Below are 17824 nucleotides of genomic sequence, written 5' to 3'. Positions count from 1 at the left end.
ATGCACAGCATGATCGGCCTGGCCGCGGTGTTTATCGCCGTGGCGGCCGTCGTGGAGCCGCAGTCCTTGGGTATCGTCGCCCAGCTGGGCGATGCCATCCCCGCCGGCAACCGCCTGGAGCTGTTCCTCGGCGCGGCCATCGGCGCGATCACCTTCTCCGGTTCGGTGATCGCCTTCGGCAAGCTGGCCGGCGGCACTGTAATGGGCAGGAAGTTCCGCCTGTTCCAGGGCGCCCCGGTGACCTTCGCCGGCCAGCACTGGCTGAACCTGGCGGTCGGTCTGGCCATCCTCGGCCTGGGTCTGGCCTTCACCTTCACGGGTAATCTGACCGCGTTCGCCGTGCTGGTGGCGCTGGCCTTCGTGATCGGCGTGCTGATCATCATCCCGATCGGCGGCGCCGACATGCCGGTGGTGGTGTCGATGCTGAACTCGTATTCGGGCTGGGCGGCGGCCGGTATCGGCTTCTCGCTGAACAACTCGATGCTGATCGTGGCAGGCTCCCTGGTGGGCTCTTCGGGCGCGATCCTCTCCTACATCATGTGCAAGGCGATGAACCGCTCGTTCTTCAACGTGATCCTCGGCGGCTTCGGCGCCGAAGCCGGTGCCACCGTCGCCGGTAGCCAGGAGCAGCGTCCGGTGAAGAGCGGCTCGGCGGACGATGCCGCGTTCCTGCTGGGCAACGCCGACAGCGTGATCATCGTGCCGGGCTATGGTCTCGCCGTGGCCCGTGCTCAGCATGCGCTGATGGAACTGACCGAGAAGCTGACCCACCGCGGGGTGACCGTGAAGTACGCCATCCACCCGGTGGCGGGCCGGATGCCCGGGCATATGAACGTGCTGCTGGCCGAGGCCGAGGTGCCCTACGAGCAGGTGTTCGAGATGGAGGACATCAACCCCGAGTTCGGCCAGGCCGACGTGGTGCTGGTGCTGGGTGCCAACGACGTGGTCAACCCCTCGGCCAAGACCGATCCGAAGTCGCCGATCGCCGGCATGCCGATCCTCGATGCGTACAAGGCGCGCACCGTGATCGTCAACAAGCGCTCGATGGCCAGCGGCTATGCGGGTCTGGACAACGAGCTGTTCTACATGGACAAGACCATGATGGTGTTCGGCGACGCCAAGAAGGTGGTCGAGGACATGGTCAAGGCCGTGGAATAACCGCGGTCACGACCAAAGCCGGCGCCACCTTCGGGGGGCGCCGGCTTTTTGTTGTCGGGGTCGTGCAGCGTGCCACTGGCTCGACAGCCTGGAAGAAGCCATGGCGCCGATCAACGACCACGAGTACGGGAACGGCACCTGCATATTCACCCGCGACGGCGAGGCGGCGCGCCTCTTCTGCGACGAGATCGAAGTGGGTATGGTCGGCGTCAACGTACCGCTGCCGGTGCCGGTGGCCTACCACAGCTTCGGCGGCTGGAAGCGCTCGCTGTTCGGCGACCTGCACGCCTACGGTCCCGACGGTGTGCGCTTCTACACCCAGCGCTGGCCCAAGCGGGCCAGCCACGAGGCGGCGCAATTCGCCTTCCCCAGCAACGGCTGAGTCCGGGGCTGGCAACCGAGTACGGGCGGTGTCGAATTAAAATTTTTTGTCGGCTTTTTTACTTTCGACCCCGCTCGCACCCCACAGGGCCACTTCGGTGGCCCTGTGTTTTTTAGGCTCTGTACTTTTTAGACCCTTTGCCTCAAGAGCCCAGGCGAATAGTCGCCTGGTGACTGGATCCGGCCGGCGACTTCCCCGCAGGGGATGCGGCGGTACCCGCGCGGGAGTGACCATCCAACGGCCACTGGCCCATCAACCCTCCCCCGGCGGAGAAGCAGGAGCTGCAGCCGGCAGGCGTCCGCCGGTCATGCTGGCCAGCACGCCGTCGCGGCGGATCAGGCCGTGGAACAGCGCTGCCGCGAGGTGCAGCAGGATGGACGCCATCAGCAGGTAGGCGATGACGCCATGGGCGCCGCGCAGCACGCCGTGCAGCCACACCGACGGGGCGAGCAGCGCCGGCAGCTGCAGGCCCTCGAACAGCACCACCGGGTAGCCGCCGGCCGATTGCATGGCCCAGCCCACCAGCGGCTGGAGGATCAGCAGCGCGTACAGCAGGCAGTGCGAGGCGTGGGCCAGGCGCTGCTGCCATGCCGGGATCTCACCCGGCAATGCCGGCACGCGCTGGCTCAGGCGCACGGTCAGACGCAGCAATACCAGCACCAGCAGGACCGCGCCCAGGGGCTTGTGGATCGCCACCAGCGCCGCGTGGCGCGGCGAGACGCTGGCGACCATGCCTACGCCGATCAGCAGCATGGCGATCACCAGCGGTGCCATCAGCCAGTGGAGGATGCGCAGCGAGAGGGGGAAGTACGCGGGCCGGGCTTTCACGACTGGGGCTCCTTGGCCGCCAGGGCGGCCTGTTCACGGGTGCGGCGATTGAAGGATTCGGAGTACGCGGCCGAGCGCGCGCTCAGCAGCGGGTCGTCCGAGGCGCGGATGCCGTCGGGCAGGACCAGCGGGTCGTAGTTCACGTCCTGGCAGGGGCCGCCCTGCTCGGCCTGGGCGCGCTCGATGACCAGCTCGCCGGCATCGATGCTGCGCCGGTGCGCCGGCCAGGCGCGGGTGGCGTCGTGGGTCGGGTCGTAGGCCTCGCCGAGCGTTAGCTGCAGGCGCCAGCGCAGCGGCCCCCGGGCCAGGCGCTGGTGCAGTTCGGCGGCGAGAAAGTCGGCATCGCCGCGCTGCTGCGCGGCGATCGGCTGGTACTCGGCCACCGGCTGAACCGACCAGCGCACCGGGCGTTCGCGGCCGTTGGCATCCACCAGGAAGAAGGCATGCAGGCCGTGGTAGGCGCTATTGGCGTAGCTCGACGAGGGCGTCGCGGTTTTCGCCCATTCGCGGAAGGCGCCGGTTTCCGGGTGGGCCTGGAAGAACGCGGCCAGCTTCGCCGGATCGGGCTTGCCGGTGTCCGCCTGCGGCCGCGAGGCCTGCTGCAGCGCGTAGAAACCCTCGACGCTGTTGACCACGAACACCGGCGCGGCATTCATCGCGGTGCGCCATTCCTGGCCGTGCTCGGGCAGGAAACGCAGGGCCAGGCTGCGCAGCGGTGCCGCGCCGTCGCTGCCGGCGGGGTTGCCGCCGGGAATCGCCAGACGGCCGACCACCGGCACCGAGCCCCTGGCGAACAGCGCCGCGCGGGACACCTCGCTGCCGGCGCCGTTGCTCTGGAAATGGCCGACCACGCAGAGGCCCTTGGCGTGGTTGCGGCGGTAGGCCGGGTGGACACCGAAGTTCTGCTCCAGGGTGTCCACCAGCCGGGCCGGGGTCAGGCGCTGCGGGCTGAACCAGCCGGCGGCGTAGCCGAAGGCGGCGGCCAGGCCGCCCACCGCGACGGCGATGGCCGCCAGGCGCACGGGCAGGTTCGGCGGTGCCGAAGTGGATCGGGTCATGGGGCGTCCTCATTGGGCTGCGTTGGATGAGCCCGTACGACGCACCGCGAGCCGGCTTATTCCCGGAGCGAAAAAATCCTCGAAAATGCGAATTTCGGTGGAATAATCTCGCCGCCCAGGCGTCCCACGGGCTCGACGAACCAACGAGCCGGCCTGCGCCCGAATCGCGATGAACGAACTGGACGACCACCACCTGCGCGAACTGCTGCCCCGCCTGCGGCGCTTCGCGCTCTCCCTGACGCGCGATGCGGCGAGCGCCGACGACCTGGTCCAGGCCACCCTGGAAAAGGCGCTGGGGGCGTGGCGCGGCAAGCGCGGCGACGGCGACCTGCGCGCCTGGCTGTTCGCCATCCTCTACCGGCTGTTCGTCGACGGCCAGCGCCGCGCCCGGCGCTACGCGCGCATCCTCGCGCTGTTCGGCGGCGAGGAGGAGCGCAGCCCGTCCACCGAGGACATCGTCAGCGCCCACTCGACCCTGGAGGCCTTCGAGCGCCTGCCCGCCGAGCAGCGCGCCCTGCTCACCCTGGTCAGCGTCGAGGGCCTGAGCTATCGCGAGGTCGGCGAAGCCCTGCAGATTCCCATCGGCACCGTGATGTCCCGCCTGTCCCGCGCCCGCCAGGCCTTGCGCGCGCTCAGCGAAGGCAGCAGCGGCGCCCCTGCCCTACGGGTACTCAAATGAGCGAACTGATTCCTGGCGAAAGCGACCTGCACGCCTACGTCGACGGCCAACTGGACGCGGAACGCCGGCAGTGGATCGAAGCCTGGCTGGCCTGCCACCCGCAGGATGCCCGCCGCGTCGAGGGCTGGAAGCAGGACGCGCAGGCCCTGCGCGCCGCCCTAGCCAGCCGCGCGCTGCCACCGGCCAGCCTGGCGCTGGAGCCGGCGCACATCCGCCAGCGCCTGCGTGCCCGCCGGCGCTCGCGCCTGGGCGTGGCCGCCGCGCTGCTGGTGGCGCTGGGCGTGGGCAGCCTGGGCGGCTGGCAGGCCCGCGACCTGACCCTGGCCGAACATGAGAAGCCCATGGCGGACGCGGTGCAGGCCTATCGCCTGTTCGCCGCCAACGGCAGCGCCGCGCCGCTCGACACCCGTGACGGCGAAAGCCTGCATGGCTGGCTCGGCCGCTACCTGGAAAACGCCAGCCTGCCGGCCGATCTCGACCGCCTCGGCCTGCGCAGCGTCGGCGCGCGCCTGCTGGCCACCGAACAGGGCGCCGCGGCGCTGGTGATCTACGAGGACGCCCAGGGCCACCGGCTGAGCTTCTTCATCCGCCCGCCGGGAGCCGGCCGCCATCCCCTGCCCCACGGCCAGCGCCTGGACGGCGAGCTGATGACGCGCTACTGGAGCGAGGGCGGCTACAACTACGCCCTGGTCACCCGCAGCGACGACCCCCAGGGCAAGCAGGTCGGCCAGCTGCTCGGTTTCTGAGCGCCGGTTCGAGCGGTTTCGAGCCAGCCGAGGACGGCCCGGTGGACGAGCTGCAGGCAGGTGCCGAGCAGCCGCGTGCGGTCATGCCAGCGACACTCTTACTTCGCCAGGTAGTAGCCCACAACCACCATGTGGTTGCCGACCCGACGGATCAGCGCGTGCTTGGGTTCGTTGATGTGGGTGACCGGATTGGGCCACAGGTAGTCGTACCCACCCTGCCCCTGCTTTTGCGCGATGTCGAGCATCGCCTGGCCGATGCCCTTGCCGTCCGGGGCGGTCAGTGCGGCGAAGTCGCTGCCCACCAGGCGCGGGTTGAAGCCGTGGGCGACGAAGCGCTTGCTGACCAGATCGACGACGTAGACGTAGAGATCGTCCTGCAGATAACGCCGGTCGTGGGCGTTGATCGCCTTGAGGGTCTGCTGCGGCTGGCTGGCCATCGCCTCGGCGGCCTGGTCGAGCAGTTGCCGGGCCTCGGCGACCTCGGCACGCGCCATGTAGTAGCCGACCGCCAGGATGTGCTCGCCGACGCGCTGGAAGAAGGTGTGCTTGCGCGCCACCACCCCACCCAGGCTCCAGTCGCTGAACGGATACTCGATCTCGCCGACCTGGCCGTCCTGCGCGGTATCGGCCATCAGCCGGGCGCGCGCCTCGGGACCGACCGCCACGCCGATGTCCTGGCCCGCCAAGAGCATCGACGGCCCGCCGCTGGCCACCAGCTTGCCCTGCGCATCGACCACGAACACGTACAGGTTGCCGACGGTGAACGGCCCCTTGCGGCTGAACACCGCCAGGGCCTGGTCGCCCTCCTGGCGGTAGTAGGCGACCGCCTTGTCCAGCAGGTCGCGCGCCGCCTGCCGGTCCTGCGCGTAGCGCGAGCTTTCCGCCACCGGCGGAGCGGCCTCGGCGGCCATCGCCGCCACCGGCAGGGCCAGTGCGCCCAGCAGAATTCCCATGCGGAACAGATCGTTCATATAACCCTCTCGTTGCAAAGTTGCCCGTTTCTTCGATTCGCCGGCGGCCATCGCCACCGCTCCACCGGGCCCGCCGGCGGCACCGTGCTCAAGCTGCGCCCGCACTGCGCGCGCAAACGCGACAACCAGGGAAATCCCTGGTTGTCGCTGGAAACGCCTCCCTGCACCGAAAGGGCCGCCTGGCCAACGTCAGGCGCGCACCCTCGGCAGCCCGGGCCGGAATCCCCGGTTCCGGCCGGGCTGTCGTCCGCCCATCACTCAGCCATGGGCAACGGCCCCGGCCAGTTCGCTCTCGCGGATCAGCTTCTTGTTGATCTTGCCGACGCTGGTCTTGGGGATGTCGGCGACGAAGCGGATCTGCCGCGGGATCGCCCACTTGTTGATGTGCCCGCTTTCCACGAACTGCTGCAGGTGCACCTCGATGGCCTTCTGGTCGAGGCACTCGCCCGGCGTGCAGACCACCAGGGCCAGCGGCCGCTCGCCCCACTGCGGGTCGGGAATGCCCACCACGGCGACCGCGGCGACCGCCGCGTGCTGGCTGATCAGGCTCTCCAGCTCCAGCGAGCTGATCCACTCGCCGCCGGTCTTGATCACGTCCTTGATGCGGTCCTTGATTTCCACGATGCCGCGCGCGTCGATCGAGGCCATGTCGCCGGTGTGCAGCCAGCCGCCTTCCCAGAGTTCGGCGCCCTTCTCCGGCTCCTTCAGGTAGCCCTGGGTCAGCCAGGGTGCGCGCACCACGATCTCGCCGAGGGCCTCGCCGTCGTGCGCCACGTCGTTGCCCGCGGCATCGACGATGCGCAGGTCGACCAGCGGGATTGGCACGCCGGTCTTGATGCGCTCGGGCAGCTGCGCGTCCATCGGCAGGGCGAGGTCTTCGCCGCGCAGGTGGGTCAGGGTCAGCAGCGGGCAGGTCTCGGACATGCCGTAGCCGGCATGGATGAGCATGCCCTTCTGGCTCGCCTGGCGGGCGAGGCCAAGGGTTAGCGCGCTGCCGCCGAGCAGCATCTTCCAGCCGGCGAAGTCGGTGCGCTTGCCCTCCTCGCAGTCCAGCATCATCTGCAGGATGGTCGGCACGCAGTGGGAGAAGGTCACCCCCTCCTCGCGGAACAGGCGGACCAGCATGTTCGGCTCGTAGCGGCCGGGGTAGACCTGCTTGACGCCCAGCGCCGTGGCCACATAGGGCACGCCCCAGGCGTGCACGTGGAACATCGGCGTGATCGGCATGTACACGTCGCCCGAGCGCAGCAGCGGCTGGCCCTCGTAGGCGGCGAAGGTGCCCAGCTCGTTGAGGGTGTGCAGCACCAGCTGGCGATGGGTGAAGTACACGCCCTTCGGATTGCCGGTGGTGCCGGTGGTGTAGAACATGGTCGCCACCGAGTTCTCGTCGAAGTCGGGAAACTCGAAGTGGCTGGCGGCGCCGTCCAGCAGCGCCTCGTACTCGCCCAGCACCGGCAGCCCGGTCGGCTGGGCGATGTTCTCGGTGAGCTGCACGTAGCCCTTGACGGTGTTCAGCTCGCCGTGGATCTGCTCCAGCAGCGGCAGGAAGTCGTCGTGCACCAGGACGATGTCGTCCTCGGCGTGGTTCATGGTGTAGACGATCTGCTCCGGCGACAGACGCACGTTCACGGTGTGCAGCACGGCGCCGAGCATCGGCACGGCGAAGAAGCATTCCAGCGAGCGGTGGCTGTCCCAGTCGAGCAGCGCCACGGTGTCGCCGGCCTTGATGCCGGCCGCGCTCAGCGCGTTGGCCAGGCGCTGGATGCGCTCGTTGAGGGTGCGATAGCTGTAGCGCAGCTTGTCGGAGTAGACGATTTCCTGGTCCGGCTGGTAGCGCACGCCGGACAGCAGCAGGCGCTTGATCAGCAGTTGGTAGTCGTAGGCACCTTGCGCGGGCGGGATTATTTTTGTCTTCGCCATGGTTGTTTTCCCAACGTTGCCATTCTGAAATTTCGCTTCGCTGCATGCGCGGAGACCGGCATTCGCCCGGGCCGAAGCGGTCGTCCGGACAGCCTGGTTTCCCGATGCAACGAACACTAGAGATCCCTCTCCTCGACCGCTTCACATCCCACGTCAGACACTTTCCATTTGATGACAAGCGGCGTCACTGCAGACGTGCGCGGGCCGCCGCCGGGGCGCGGAAGTCGAGAGATCGGAGGAAGCTTTCGCCACGCCCCCGCGACGGGAGCGTGGCGACCGCCTGAGCGTGCCGGAGGCCGGCGGTCAGAACTGCTCGGCGTCCAGCAGGTAGAGGCTGTCGCTGCCGGCCTTGACCGAGGCGCTCAGCGAGTGGATGCGCGGCAGGATGCGCGCGAAGTAGAAGCGCGCAGTGCCGAGCTTGCTGGCGTAGAAGTCGTCGTCGCCCTGCCTGGCCAGCGCGACGGCGGCCATGCGCGCCCACAGGTAGGCGTACACGGTGTAGCCGAAGGCGTGCAGGTACTCGACCGAGGCGGCGCCGATCTCGTTGGGGTTGGTCTGCGCCTTGTCCAGCACCCAGGCGGTCAGCTCGTCGAGGTTGTCCACCGCGGCCTTGAGCGGCGCGGTGAACTCGGCGAGAGAAGCATCGGCGCCGGCGACGAAGGCGTTGATCTCCTCGGACAGGTGCCGGTAGAAGCTGCCGCCGCTGGCGACCACCTTGCGGCCCATCAGGTCCAGCGACTGGATGCCGTTGGTGCCTTCGTAGATCTGGGTGATGCGGCAGTCGCGGATCAGCTGCTCCTGGCCCCACTCGCGAATGTAGCCGTGGCCGCCGAACACCTGCTGGCCGTGGATGGTGGTCTCCAGGCCCATGTCGGTGAGGAACGCCTTGGCCACCGGGGTCAGCAGGGCGACCAGCTCCTCGGCGCGCTTGCGCTCCGCGGCGTCCTCGGCGTACTTGGCGAGGTCGAGCTGCAGGGCGACGAAGCTGGAGAAGGCGCGGCCGCCTTCGTTAAGCGCCTTCATGGTCAGCAGCATGCGGCGCACGTCCGGATGCACGATGATCGGGTCGGCCGCCTTGTCCTTGGCCACCGCGCCGGTCGGCGCGCGGCTCTGGATGCGCTCGCGGGCGTACTCGACGGCGTTCTGGTAGGAGCGCTCGCCGAGGGCCAGGCCCTGGATGCCGACGCCCAGGCGCTCGTAGTTCATCATGGTGAACATGGCGTTGAGGCCCTTGTTGACCTCGCCGACCAGGTAGCCGGTGGCGCCGTCGAAGTTCATCACGCAGGTGGCCGAGGCCTTGATGCCCATCTTGTGCTCGATGGAGCCGCAGCTCACCGCGTTGGCCGCGCCCAGCGAACCGTCGGCCTCGACCATCACCTTGGGCACCAGGAACAGCGAGATGCCCTTGGCACCGGCCGGGGCGTCCGGCAGCTTGGCCAGCACCAGGTGGATGATGTTCTCGGACAGGTCCTGCTCGCCGCCGGTGATGAAGATCTTGGTGCCGCTGACCTTGTAGCTGCCGTCGGCCTGCGGTTCGGCCTTGGTGCGGATGATGCCCAGATCGGTGCCGGCGTGCGGCTCGGTCAGGCACATGGAACCGGCCCAGCGGCCTTCGTACATGGCCGGCAGGTACTGCGCCTTGAGCTCCTCGCTGGCGTGGTTGAGGATCGCCAGGCAGGCGCCGGCGGTCAGCATCGGGTACAGGGCGAAGGACAGGTTGGCCGAGTTGACCATCTCCTCGACCTGGGCGCCGATCACCTTGGGCATGCCCATGCCGCCGAACTCCGGCGCGCCGCCGACGCCGACCCAGCCGCCTTCGGCGTAGGTGCTCCAGGCTTGCGGGAAACCGGCCGGGGTCTTCACCGCGCCGTCGTGCCAGGAGCAGCCTTCCTCGTCGCCGCTGCGGTTGAGCGGGGCGATCACCCCGGCGGTGACCTTGCCGGCTTCCTCGAGGATGGCGCGCGCGGTGTCGATGTCGACGACCTCGGCCAGCGCCGGCAGCTCGGCCCACAGGTTGGAAACTTCGAAAACTTCATTGAGGACGAAGTCCATGTCACGGATAGGCGCTTTGTAGTCAGACATTTGGAACACTCAACTGATTTCTGATTGTTGTTTCGGCCGTTGATTACACGGTGACGGAGTCACGATGCGGCCATTCACCGTTGATTTTTTAGCAAGCCACCCTCGGCGCATGCTTCGAACTTGGGGTGGATTTGCGGGTTGACCTGGGCCTGGGCCTGGGTGGAAGCAGTCTCCACCTGCTTGGCGGCGACCGCGCCGCTGCGCTTGTCGGGCAGCAGGAAGTACGACAGGGCCGGGATCAGGATCAGCGCGCCGAGCATGTTCCACAGGAACATGAAGGTCAGCAGGATGCCCATGTCGGCCTGGAACTTGATCGGCGACCAGGCCCAGCCCACCACGCCGGCGGCCAGGGTGATGCCGACCAGGCCGACCACCCGGCCGGTGAAGGCCACGGCGTTCTCGTAGGAGTCCGACAGGCTCATGCCCTTGCGCTGGTAGTGCAGCTGCACGCTGAGCAGGTACAGCGCATAGTCCACGCCGATGCCCACGCCCAGGGCGATCACCGGCAGGGTCGCCACCTTGACGCCGATGCCCATGGCCACCATCAACGCCTCGCAGAGCACCGAGGTGAGCACCAGCGGCAGCAGCGCCACCAGGGTCGCCCGCCAGCTGCGGAAGGTGAACAGGCAGAACACGGTCACCGCGAGATAGACGAACAGCAGCATGGTGCGGTTGGCCTCGCGCACCACGATGTTGGTGGCCGCCTCGATGCCGGCTGAGCCTGCGGCGAGCAGGAACTGGCGCTCGGGCGTGCTGTTTTCCTGGGCGAACTTGTCGGCGATGGCCACCACCTCGTCGAGGGTCTCGGCCTTGTGATCCTTGAGGAAGGCGATCACCGGCATCACCGAGCAGTCGGTGTTGAACAGCTCGGGAGCGTTCACCGAGGCCTGCTGGGCGGCGTAGTTGAGCATGTCCTGGTTGCGCTGGATGCTGTTCATCTTCGGGTTGCCCTCGAAGGTGCCAGCGGTGATCTGGCGCACTGCGTTGACCAGCGACACGGTGGTCTGCACCCCCGGATGCTGCTGCAGCTCCCAGGCCAGGCGGTCGGCGAGGACCAGGGTCTGGTAGTTCAGGCAGCCTTCGGGCGCGGTCTTGATCATCACCGCGAAGGTGTCGCTGGACAGCGCGTAGTGGCCGGTGATGTAGGCGTTGTCGCGGTTGTAGCGCGAGTCCTCGCGCAGCTCCGGGGCGCCGCTGTCCAGATCGCCGATCTTGAGGTTGAGGCTGACCAGGAAGCCGCCGACGCCCATCAGGGTCGCCACCAGCACGGCGCCGGTCGCCCATTTGCGGGTGGTGAACAGGTCGAGCATATCCCACAGCTTGCCGAAGCCGCGGTGGTCGGCGGCGTTGGTGTCGATGCGCATGGCGCGCTCGGCGGCCTTGCGGCCCACGCCAATGTAGGACAGCGCCACCGGCATCAACAGCAGCGAGGTGAAGATCAGCACGGCCACGCCGATGCTGGCGGTGATCGCCAGATCCTGGATCACCGGGATGTCGATCAGCATCAGCACGGCGAAGCCCACGGCGTCGGCCAGCAGCGCGGTGACCCCGGCGACGAACAGGCGGCGGAAGGTGTAGCGCGCGGCGATCAGCTTGTGGGTGCCGCGGCCGATGTCCTGCATGATGCCGTTCATCTTCTGCGCCGCGTGCGACACGCCGATGGCGAAGATCAGGAACGGCACCAGGATCGAGTAGGGATCGATGGCGTAGCCCAGCCAGGCGACGATGCCCAGCTGCCAGACCACCGCGGTCAGCGAGCAGAACACCACCAGCAGGGTGCTGCGCACGCAGCGGGTATAGAGGTAGATGATGACCAGCGAGGTGACCACGGCCAGGGCAAAGAACATCATCACCTGGATCAGGCCGTCGATCAGATCGCCCATCAGCTTGGCGAAGCCGATCACGCGGATCTTGTACTTGCCGCTGCCCTCCTCACCGCTGGCGGCCGCCTTGGCGTCGCCGGCGAACTCGTACTTGACGCGTAGCTTCTCCTCGAGCATCCGCGAGAACTGGTGGTAGTCGATGCCGCGGCCGGTGGCCGAGTCCTGGTCGAGCAGCGGCACGATCAGCATGCTCGACTTGAGGTCCTTGGCCACCAGGCTGCCGACGATGCCGGCGCGGTTGATGTTCTGGCGCAGCTGCTCGATGTCGGCCGGCGCGCCGGCGTAGTTGTCGGGCATCACCGTGCCGCCCTGGAAGCCCTCCTCGGTGACCTCGGTCCAGCGCACCGCCGGGCTCCACAGCGACTTCATCCAGGCGCGGTCGACGCCCTGGGCGAGGAACAGCTCGTCGTTGATCTGCTTGAGCACGTCCAGGTATTCGGGGTCGAAGATGTCGCCCTGGGTGTTCTCCACCACCACGCGCACCGAGTTGCCCAGGCCGCGCAGCGACTTGCGGTTCTCCAGGAAGTTCTGGATGTAGGGCTGGCTCTGCGGAATCATCTTCTCGAAGCTGGGGCGCAGCTCCAGGCGGGTCAGCGCCATGTAGCCCAGCACCAGGGTGACCAGCACCATGCACACCACGAACAGCGGGCGGTAATTGAAGACCAGTCGCTCCAGCACATTGCCGGAGCGTTGATCGAAATCGCGCAGGTCGCGGATCACCGGCATGGTGTCTTGCTTGATGTTGGCCATCGCTAGGTACTCTTTGTAATTCTTCTTGTCTTATTGAAGGGCCAGCGTGCGCACGCCACGCTCGCCCACCAGGACCAATTGGTTCGCGCCGTCCTGCGCCACGCCGGCCACCGGGGCCAGCGCCTCCTGCGCCACCACGGCGAAGCCCGCGCCGTCGCCCGTGCCGCGCAGGGCATGGCCGGCCAGGCTGAACAGCCAGATGTCGCCACGCGCATCCACGGCGCCGGCGGTGATGCTGACCGGCAGGCCGGTCTCCACCTGATTCCAGCTCTGCCCGCCGTCGCCGCTGCGGAACACGTGGCCGCGCAGGCCGTAGGCGAGCAGCTCGCCCGGCTTGCCGACCACGCCGAACCAGGTGCCCTGGTAGGGCGTCGGCAGGGCCGCGAAGCGCTGCTGGGCGGCATCCCACTTGAGCAGCAGGCCCTGTTCGCCGGCGATATACAGCTCCTCACCCACCGCGCTAATGGCGTTGAGGTGCAGGCTCTGCGGGTTGTCGGTGCGATCCTGCAGGGGCGCCCAGCTCTGGCCGCCGTCCTCGGTATGCAGGATCAGGTTGAACACGCCGACCGCGTAGCCGCGCCGGGCGTCGGCGAACCAGACGTCGAGCAGCGGCTTGTCGGCGCCCTCGTCGACCAGCCGCTGGCCCTCGGCGACGTACTGCGCCCAGGTCTCGTTGGCCGGCTCGGCCGCGGCCAGCGCCTGGTAGTGGGCCAGCACGCGTTCGCCGATCTGCCGGCCGTCGAGCTGCTTGTTCCAGCTGGCGCCGGCGTCGCTGCTGTGCAGGATCACGCCGTCGTTGCCGACCGCCCAGCCCTGCTGGGGGGTGGGGAAATGCACCGAGTTGAGGTCGGCGCTGACCGGCACGCGGGCCTGCTGCCAGTCCTTGCCGCCGTTGTCGGAGTAGAGAATGTGGCCACGCTGGCCGACCGCCACCAGGCGCTGGCCGGCCTGGGCCACGTCGCGCAGCGGGCTGCGCACGGCCAGAGCGCTCGGCTTGGCCGGCAGGTCCAGTACATCGACGTAGCTGCCCGCCTGGGCGATGCCCTGCAGCGAGGAGCCCAGCGCGATACCCAGCGCCAGCAGCGCACACTTCTTGAAGGAACCCATTACCGCGTCCTCTTGGGAAAGCCGTGCCGGGCGACACCGTCGGTGCCGCCCGGCGTCCGATCGGGAGCGCTCGCTCCCTGTCGCCATCCGCCCGCCTCTCGCGAAGCGCAGCGGATGGCGCCCGTCGCTCGACCTCAGCGGATACCGGCGCCGGCCAGGGCCTCCGGCGACCACTGGGTCTTGGACAGCGGGTCGATGTAGCGGATGCCGCCGTACGGGCCGACCACGCCGTTGATGTTGTAGGTGCCGCCGATCAGGTCGTAGATCATGAACGGGGTGGCGTCCGGGGTCTGCTTGTCGTAGCTCTGGGTCAGGAAGGCGAAGGAACCGCGATACAGCTGGCCACGGGCGTCGTACTGGTCGGAAGCCAGGGCGACCCAGCTGTCCTCGTCCAGGTAGAAGCGACGCTTGTGGTAGATGTGGCGCGCATTACCCTTCAGCTTGCCCTCGACCACCCATACGCGGTGCTTCTCCCAGCGCACGTGGTCCGGATTCAGGTGGTTCGGCGTGGTCAGCTTCTTGGGATCGGCCTGGTAGGTCAGGCTGTAGGTGTTGTACGGGACGTACATCTCCTTCTTGCCGACCAGGGTCCAGTCGTAGCGGTCCAGCGCGCCGTTGAACACGAACACGTCGTCGTAGGTGCCGGAGCCGGAAGTACCGGGGTTCGGGGTGTCGTAGGCGAGGTTCGGCGCCAGCTTCACGCGACGCTGGCCGGGCAGGTACTGCCAGGCGCTACGCGGCTGCACCAGCGGGTTGGCGGCGTCGCGCAGCATGATGGCCTCGCCGGCGCGGCGGGCCGGGGCGGTGTAGGCCAGCTTCATCTGGTAGTAGGTGTCCTTGGCGCCGATCGGCTTGGACATGTCTTCGTAGATCGGGTAGCTGATGTGCGCCTGGCCGGTGGTGGACAGGGTCGCGGTGCCGGCGGCGTCGACGTTCCAGGAGTCGTACTTGGAGGCGATGCTCACGCCCTGGTAGCGCAGCAGGAAGTTCCACATCGCCTCGGCGCCGGTCTTCGGGATCGGGAAGGGAATGCCCGGCAGCACGTTGTCGACGGCGGTGCCACCTTCCTTGGACTGCGCGTTGGCGGCGTTCTTCAGGGTGTTGTCCAGCACGTTCTGCGGCAGCGCCACGGAGCGGTGGGTCGGGTAGACGTCGACACGGAAGGTCGGGAAGCGCTTGGCCAGTTCGACGGTGGTGGCGCTCAGCTGGTCCTTGTACTGGTCGACGTTCTTGCCGTCGATGGTCAGCAGCGGCTTCTCGCCGGCGAAGGGGTCCGGACGCATGCTGTCGCCCGACTTGAAGCCGGCCGGCGGGGTGGTCAGGCCGCCCTGGTAGGCGGGGATGGAGCCGTCGGCGCTGGCGGCCATGTCGGCCCCCACCTTGGTCAGGCTGGTGCCGAGCTTGGCGGCTTCATCGGCGGATACGGCAGCGTTGGCCTGGCCAGCAATAGCGACGGCGAGGGAGGCAGCGATCAGGGTATGCACGAATTTCATGTTCTGGTGTTCCTGCTCTGTTGCGAAGAAATACGCGGATCAGAAGGTGGTCTTGAGGGTCAGGTAGACCGCGCCGCGGTCTTCCGTGGTCGAACCACCACCGGAGAAGGACGAGTAGCCGCCGCCGTAGCAGGTGTAGTCCTGCTCGCCATCGAAGGCGTTCGGGGTTGCGCCGTCCGTTTGCCCGTCGTGGCAGGCATCGGCTTCGCCGAAGGCATCCACGTATTTCAGGTCGACGAAGTATTTGTTGTAGATGGCGGCACTCAGGCCGACCGCATAGTTTCCGGTGTCCTCCGCGCCACCGCCCTGCACCGGGGAAATGCCATCCAGGCCAAGGTTGACGGAAACCGGCGCGCTCAGGTCGACGCCGGGGAAGACCTGATACCAGGTCGGGGTGAAGTTGACGCCGATGCCCCAGTTGTCGCGGGTCGGCTTGTCGATGCCACGGTAGGAGCTCTTGCCCTTGTAGAGCGCCTCGTTGTCGTTATCGAGTTCCAGCAGGTTGCTGTAGTACAGCTCGGCCAGCAGGGTCGCGCCGTCGAACACCGGGGTGTCGCCGATGGTCATCAGGCCGTTGAGGGTCCAGTGCAGCGTGTCGCCGCGGGCGCTCAGGCTGTCGCCGTCGCTCGGCACCGCGTAGATCACGCCGGTGGCCGCGGTACGGTCCGGCAGTACGCCGAAGCCGGAGCCCAGGCCCGCCGGGCTGGTCGAGCTGACGATGGCCGGGATGCTGGCCAGCGGCATGTTGTGGCGGATGTTCAGGTCGCTGCCGACGCTGATGCCGGCGACGTCCTTGGACAGGCTGAGGCCGTAGACATCGATGTCGTCGGCGTAGGCGAACTGGTAGGTGGCGGTCTGCAGCGAGTTGTACAGGTTGCCGATGGCCGCGCGCTGGGTGGTCGGCGGCGTGCCGAACGGACCGGTCGCCACGGTCATGCCGCGGGCGTCGAGCCAGGCCTGCGGCAGCACTTCCGAGGTCTTGCGGTAGTAGACGCCCAGGGTGCCGTCCAGCCACTCCGGCGACCACTTGGCCATCACGCCCCAGTCGCCGCGCTTGTCCGGAGTCAGGTCGTTGCCACGGCGGATGGTGGTCAGCGCGCCGCGCACCGGGATCAGGCCCGGGGTGCCGGTGTGGCCGAGCAGGAAGCTCTGCGCGCCCTCGCCCACCAGGTCGGAACCGCCGTAGTAGGTGCCGGCCTCGGGCAGGCGGGCTTCGTCCCACTCGAGGAAGTACTGGGCGCCCAGGGTCAGTTCGGGGTTGACCTGGAAGGACGCGGAAATCTGGTTGCGCGGGACGAACAGCTCCTTGGCCTCGGTGCCCGGCGAGGCGGCCAGCTTGGCCAGGTCCAGACCCGACTGGCCGTAGCTCAGCGAGTGCACCGGGTTGAGCAGGGTCTCGCCCCAGAACAGGTTGTGCTGGCCGATCTTGGTGCTGAATACCGACTGCTCGCCGACGTCGGTCTTGTAGAACACGAAGGCATCGAGAACTTCACCGGACGGGCCGCTGTAGTAGCGCTGCGCGTAGTTGCTCAGGTGCGGGCTGCCCAGCGGCACGCCGGTGCCCGGCAGGCCGAGGTCCGGATTGATGCCCGACCGCGCGCCGTTGCCGTTTACGAACGGGTTGGAGTTGGAGCCGGTGTTGTCGTAGGCCTTGTCGTACCAGGCGGCGGTACTGACGCGAAAGCCCATCGACTCCTTGTAGATCACGTCCAGCTCGGACAGCAGGTCGACGCGGTTGGTGATGTTGGTGCCGGACTTGCGGAAGTTGTAGTCGCCGTCGTTGTTGTTCGGCGTCCCCAGGAAGCGCTTGCCGGCGCTCTCGGTGCGCACACCGTAGTTGTACTTGACGGTGTTGTCGAAACGCACCGCCCAGTCCGGGTTGCCGGTATCGACCTCGAAGGCCTGGGCCGCAGGCAGCGCGGCCAGCATGATGGCGGTGGCCAGCAGGCTGCGGCGCATGGGGGTGACGCTGTGGATCCGGTGGTAATGCATTGCGTTGGCTCCGATTGTTTTTATTGTTGTTGAAGGTTAGCTGGCATCAGTTGCTGGCAACGGCGGTACGGCGGACCAGGCAACTCCCTTGCTGGCGATCCAATGCCTCGACGAACTGCTCGGCCTGCGGCCAGGGGCCGAAGCCCGCCGCCGGATTGAGATGGCCGACGGCACCGCAATTGACCAGTTCGCTGCCCCAGTCCTTGGCCATGCGGGCGACCGCCTCGAAGCTGGCCAGATGATCGTTGCTGCTTGCCGCGACTATGCTGGGAAACGGCAGCGGTCCGTTGGGCAGCGGGTCCCAGCCGTGGGCGCGCAGGGTATCCGGGGTCGGATAGCCCTCCGGCCAGCTGGCCTCGAGGTCCGGCGGCGCGGCCAGCAGCGCGCCCTTGATGGCATGGCTGTGGCGGGCCGCCCAGTGGGCCACCATCAGCACGCCGGCGCTGTGCGCCACCAGGATCACCGGGCCGTCGATCTGCTCCAGTTCGTGCTGGATCGCCTCGACCCGCGCAGCGCAGCTGAGCTTGTCGGTTTGCAGCGGCGGTACCGAACGGACCTTGGCCAGGCGGGCTTGCAGCAACGTTTGCCAATGCTCGGCAACATGGTCGCGCAGACCGGGAACGATCAGGACTGTTGCGGCGGTTTGCAGTTTTTCCACGTCAGCACCCTTGCTCTGGATATTCGGGTCGGTCTGTCAACCGATCCCCTCGAGATCCACAGTAAAGAGCGCACCCCCCGGTCGCTTTACATTCCGCGTCAGGCATTTCTCATTTGA

The 17824-nt window shown here is 67.8% G+C and carries 13 protein-coding genes and 1 pseudogene; 4 read left to right on the top strand and 10 right to left on the bottom strand.

Going from position 1 to position 17824, the window contains the following annotated elements:
* Together LMJ29_RS20240 and LMJ29_RS20235 are read left to right on the top strand one after the other, a co-directional pair.
* The coding region (locus LMJ29_RS20240; RefSeq protein WP_229607340.1) for an NAD(P)(+) transhydrogenase (Re/Si-specific) subunit beta at positions 1–1158 on the top strand (1158 nt) is incomplete at its 5' end.
* Positions 1159–1237: 79 nt separating this feature from the next.
* A pseudogene (locus LMJ29_RS20235) lies at positions 1238–1540 on the top strand (aldehyde dehydrogenase family protein); the annotation flags it as partial.
* Positions 1541–1792: 252 nt separating this feature from the next.
* Here LMJ29_RS20235 and LMJ29_RS20230 read toward each other — a convergent pair.
* Both LMJ29_RS20230 and LMJ29_RS20225 read right to left on the bottom strand, forming a co-directional pair.
* A complete protein-coding gene (locus LMJ29_RS20230; RefSeq protein WP_229607339.1) occupies positions 1793–2368 on the bottom strand; it encodes a cytochrome b in 576 nt (191 codons plus the stop codon).
* Complete coding sequence (locus LMJ29_RS20225) at positions 2365–3426, bottom strand: catalase family peroxidase (RefSeq protein WP_229607338.1); 1062 nt, start codon at positions 3424–3426, stop codon at positions 2365–2367. The genes LMJ29_RS20230 and LMJ29_RS20225 overlap by 4 nt, the downstream gene beginning before the upstream one ends.
* Before the next feature lie 169 nt (positions 3427–3595).
* Here LMJ29_RS20225 and LMJ29_RS20220 point away from each other — a divergent pair, with 169 nt between their 5' ends.
* Together LMJ29_RS20220 and LMJ29_RS20215 are read left to right on the top strand one after the other, a co-directional pair.
* Positions 3596–4105, top strand: a complete 510-nt coding sequence (locus LMJ29_RS20220; protein WP_229607337.1) for a sigma-70 family RNA polymerase sigma factor — start codon at positions 3596–3598, stop codon at positions 4103–4105.
* Complete coding sequence (locus tag LMJ29_RS20215; protein WP_229607336.1) at positions 4102–4851, top strand: anti-sigma factor family protein; 750 nt, start codon at positions 4102–4104, stop codon at positions 4849–4851. The genes LMJ29_RS20220 and LMJ29_RS20215 overlap by 4 nt, the downstream gene beginning before the upstream one ends.
* Positions 4852–4949: 98 nt before the next feature.
* On the opposite strand, the gene LMJ29_RS20210 is transcribed toward LMJ29_RS20215, so the two are convergent.
* The 8 genes from LMJ29_RS20210 to LMJ29_RS20175 form a co-directional block, all read right to left on the bottom strand.
* Positions 4950–5822, bottom strand: a complete 873-nt coding sequence (locus LMJ29_RS20210) for a cache domain-containing protein (protein ID WP_229607335.1) — start codon at positions 5820–5822, stop codon at positions 4950–4952.
* A gap of 258 nt (positions 5823–6080) precedes the next feature.
* Positions 6081–7742, bottom strand: coding sequence for a fatty acid--CoA ligase (locus tag LMJ29_RS20205; protein ID WP_229607334.1), 1662 nt, complete (start codon positions 7740–7742; stop codon positions 6081–6083).
* Positions 7743–8045: 303 nt separating this feature from the next.
* A complete protein-coding gene (locus LMJ29_RS20200; protein ID WP_229607333.1) occupies positions 8046–9824 on the bottom strand; it encodes an acyl-CoA dehydrogenase C-terminal domain-containing protein in 1779 nt (592 codons plus the stop codon).
* A gap of 74 nt (positions 9825–9898) precedes the next feature.
* Complete coding sequence (locus LMJ29_RS20195; protein ID WP_229607332.1) at positions 9899–12457, bottom strand: efflux RND transporter permease subunit; 2559 nt, start codon at positions 12455–12457, stop codon at positions 9899–9901.
* Between the two features lie 30 nt (positions 12458–12487).
* Positions 12488–13564 (bottom strand): WD40/YVTN/BNR-like repeat-containing protein, encoded by a 1077-nt coding sequence (locus tag LMJ29_RS20190; RefSeq protein WP_229607331.1) that lies wholly within the window; start codon positions 13562–13564, stop codon positions 12488–12490.
* 134 nt (positions 13565–13698) lie between these two features.
* Positions 13699–15057, bottom strand: coding sequence for a DUF1329 domain-containing protein (locus tag LMJ29_RS20185; RefSeq protein ID WP_229607330.1), 1359 nt, complete (start codon positions 15055–15057; stop codon positions 13699–13701).
* 39 nt (positions 15058–15096) lie between these two features.
* Positions 15097–17049 (bottom strand): DUF1302 domain-containing protein, encoded by a 1953-nt coding sequence (locus LMJ29_RS20180; RefSeq protein ID WP_229607329.1) that lies wholly within the window; start codon positions 17047–17049, stop codon positions 15097–15099.
* 46 nt (positions 17050–17095) lie between these two features.
* Positions 17096–17707: an RBBP9/YdeN family alpha/beta hydrolase gene (locus LMJ29_RS20175; RefSeq protein ID WP_229607328.1), complete on the bottom strand. Its 612-nt coding sequence runs from the start codon at positions 17705–17707 to the stop codon at positions 17096–17098.
* Between the last annotated feature and the right edge of the window lie 117 nt (positions 17708–17824).

The organism is Pseudomonas oryzagri (assembly GCF_020831405.1).
GTDB classification, from domain to species: Bacteria; Pseudomonadota; Gammaproteobacteria; order Pseudomonadales; family Pseudomonadaceae; genus Geopseudomonas; species Geopseudomonas oryzagri.
Note: the sequence above shows the minus strand (reverse complement) of the source record. Positions and strands in the feature narration are given on the sequence as shown.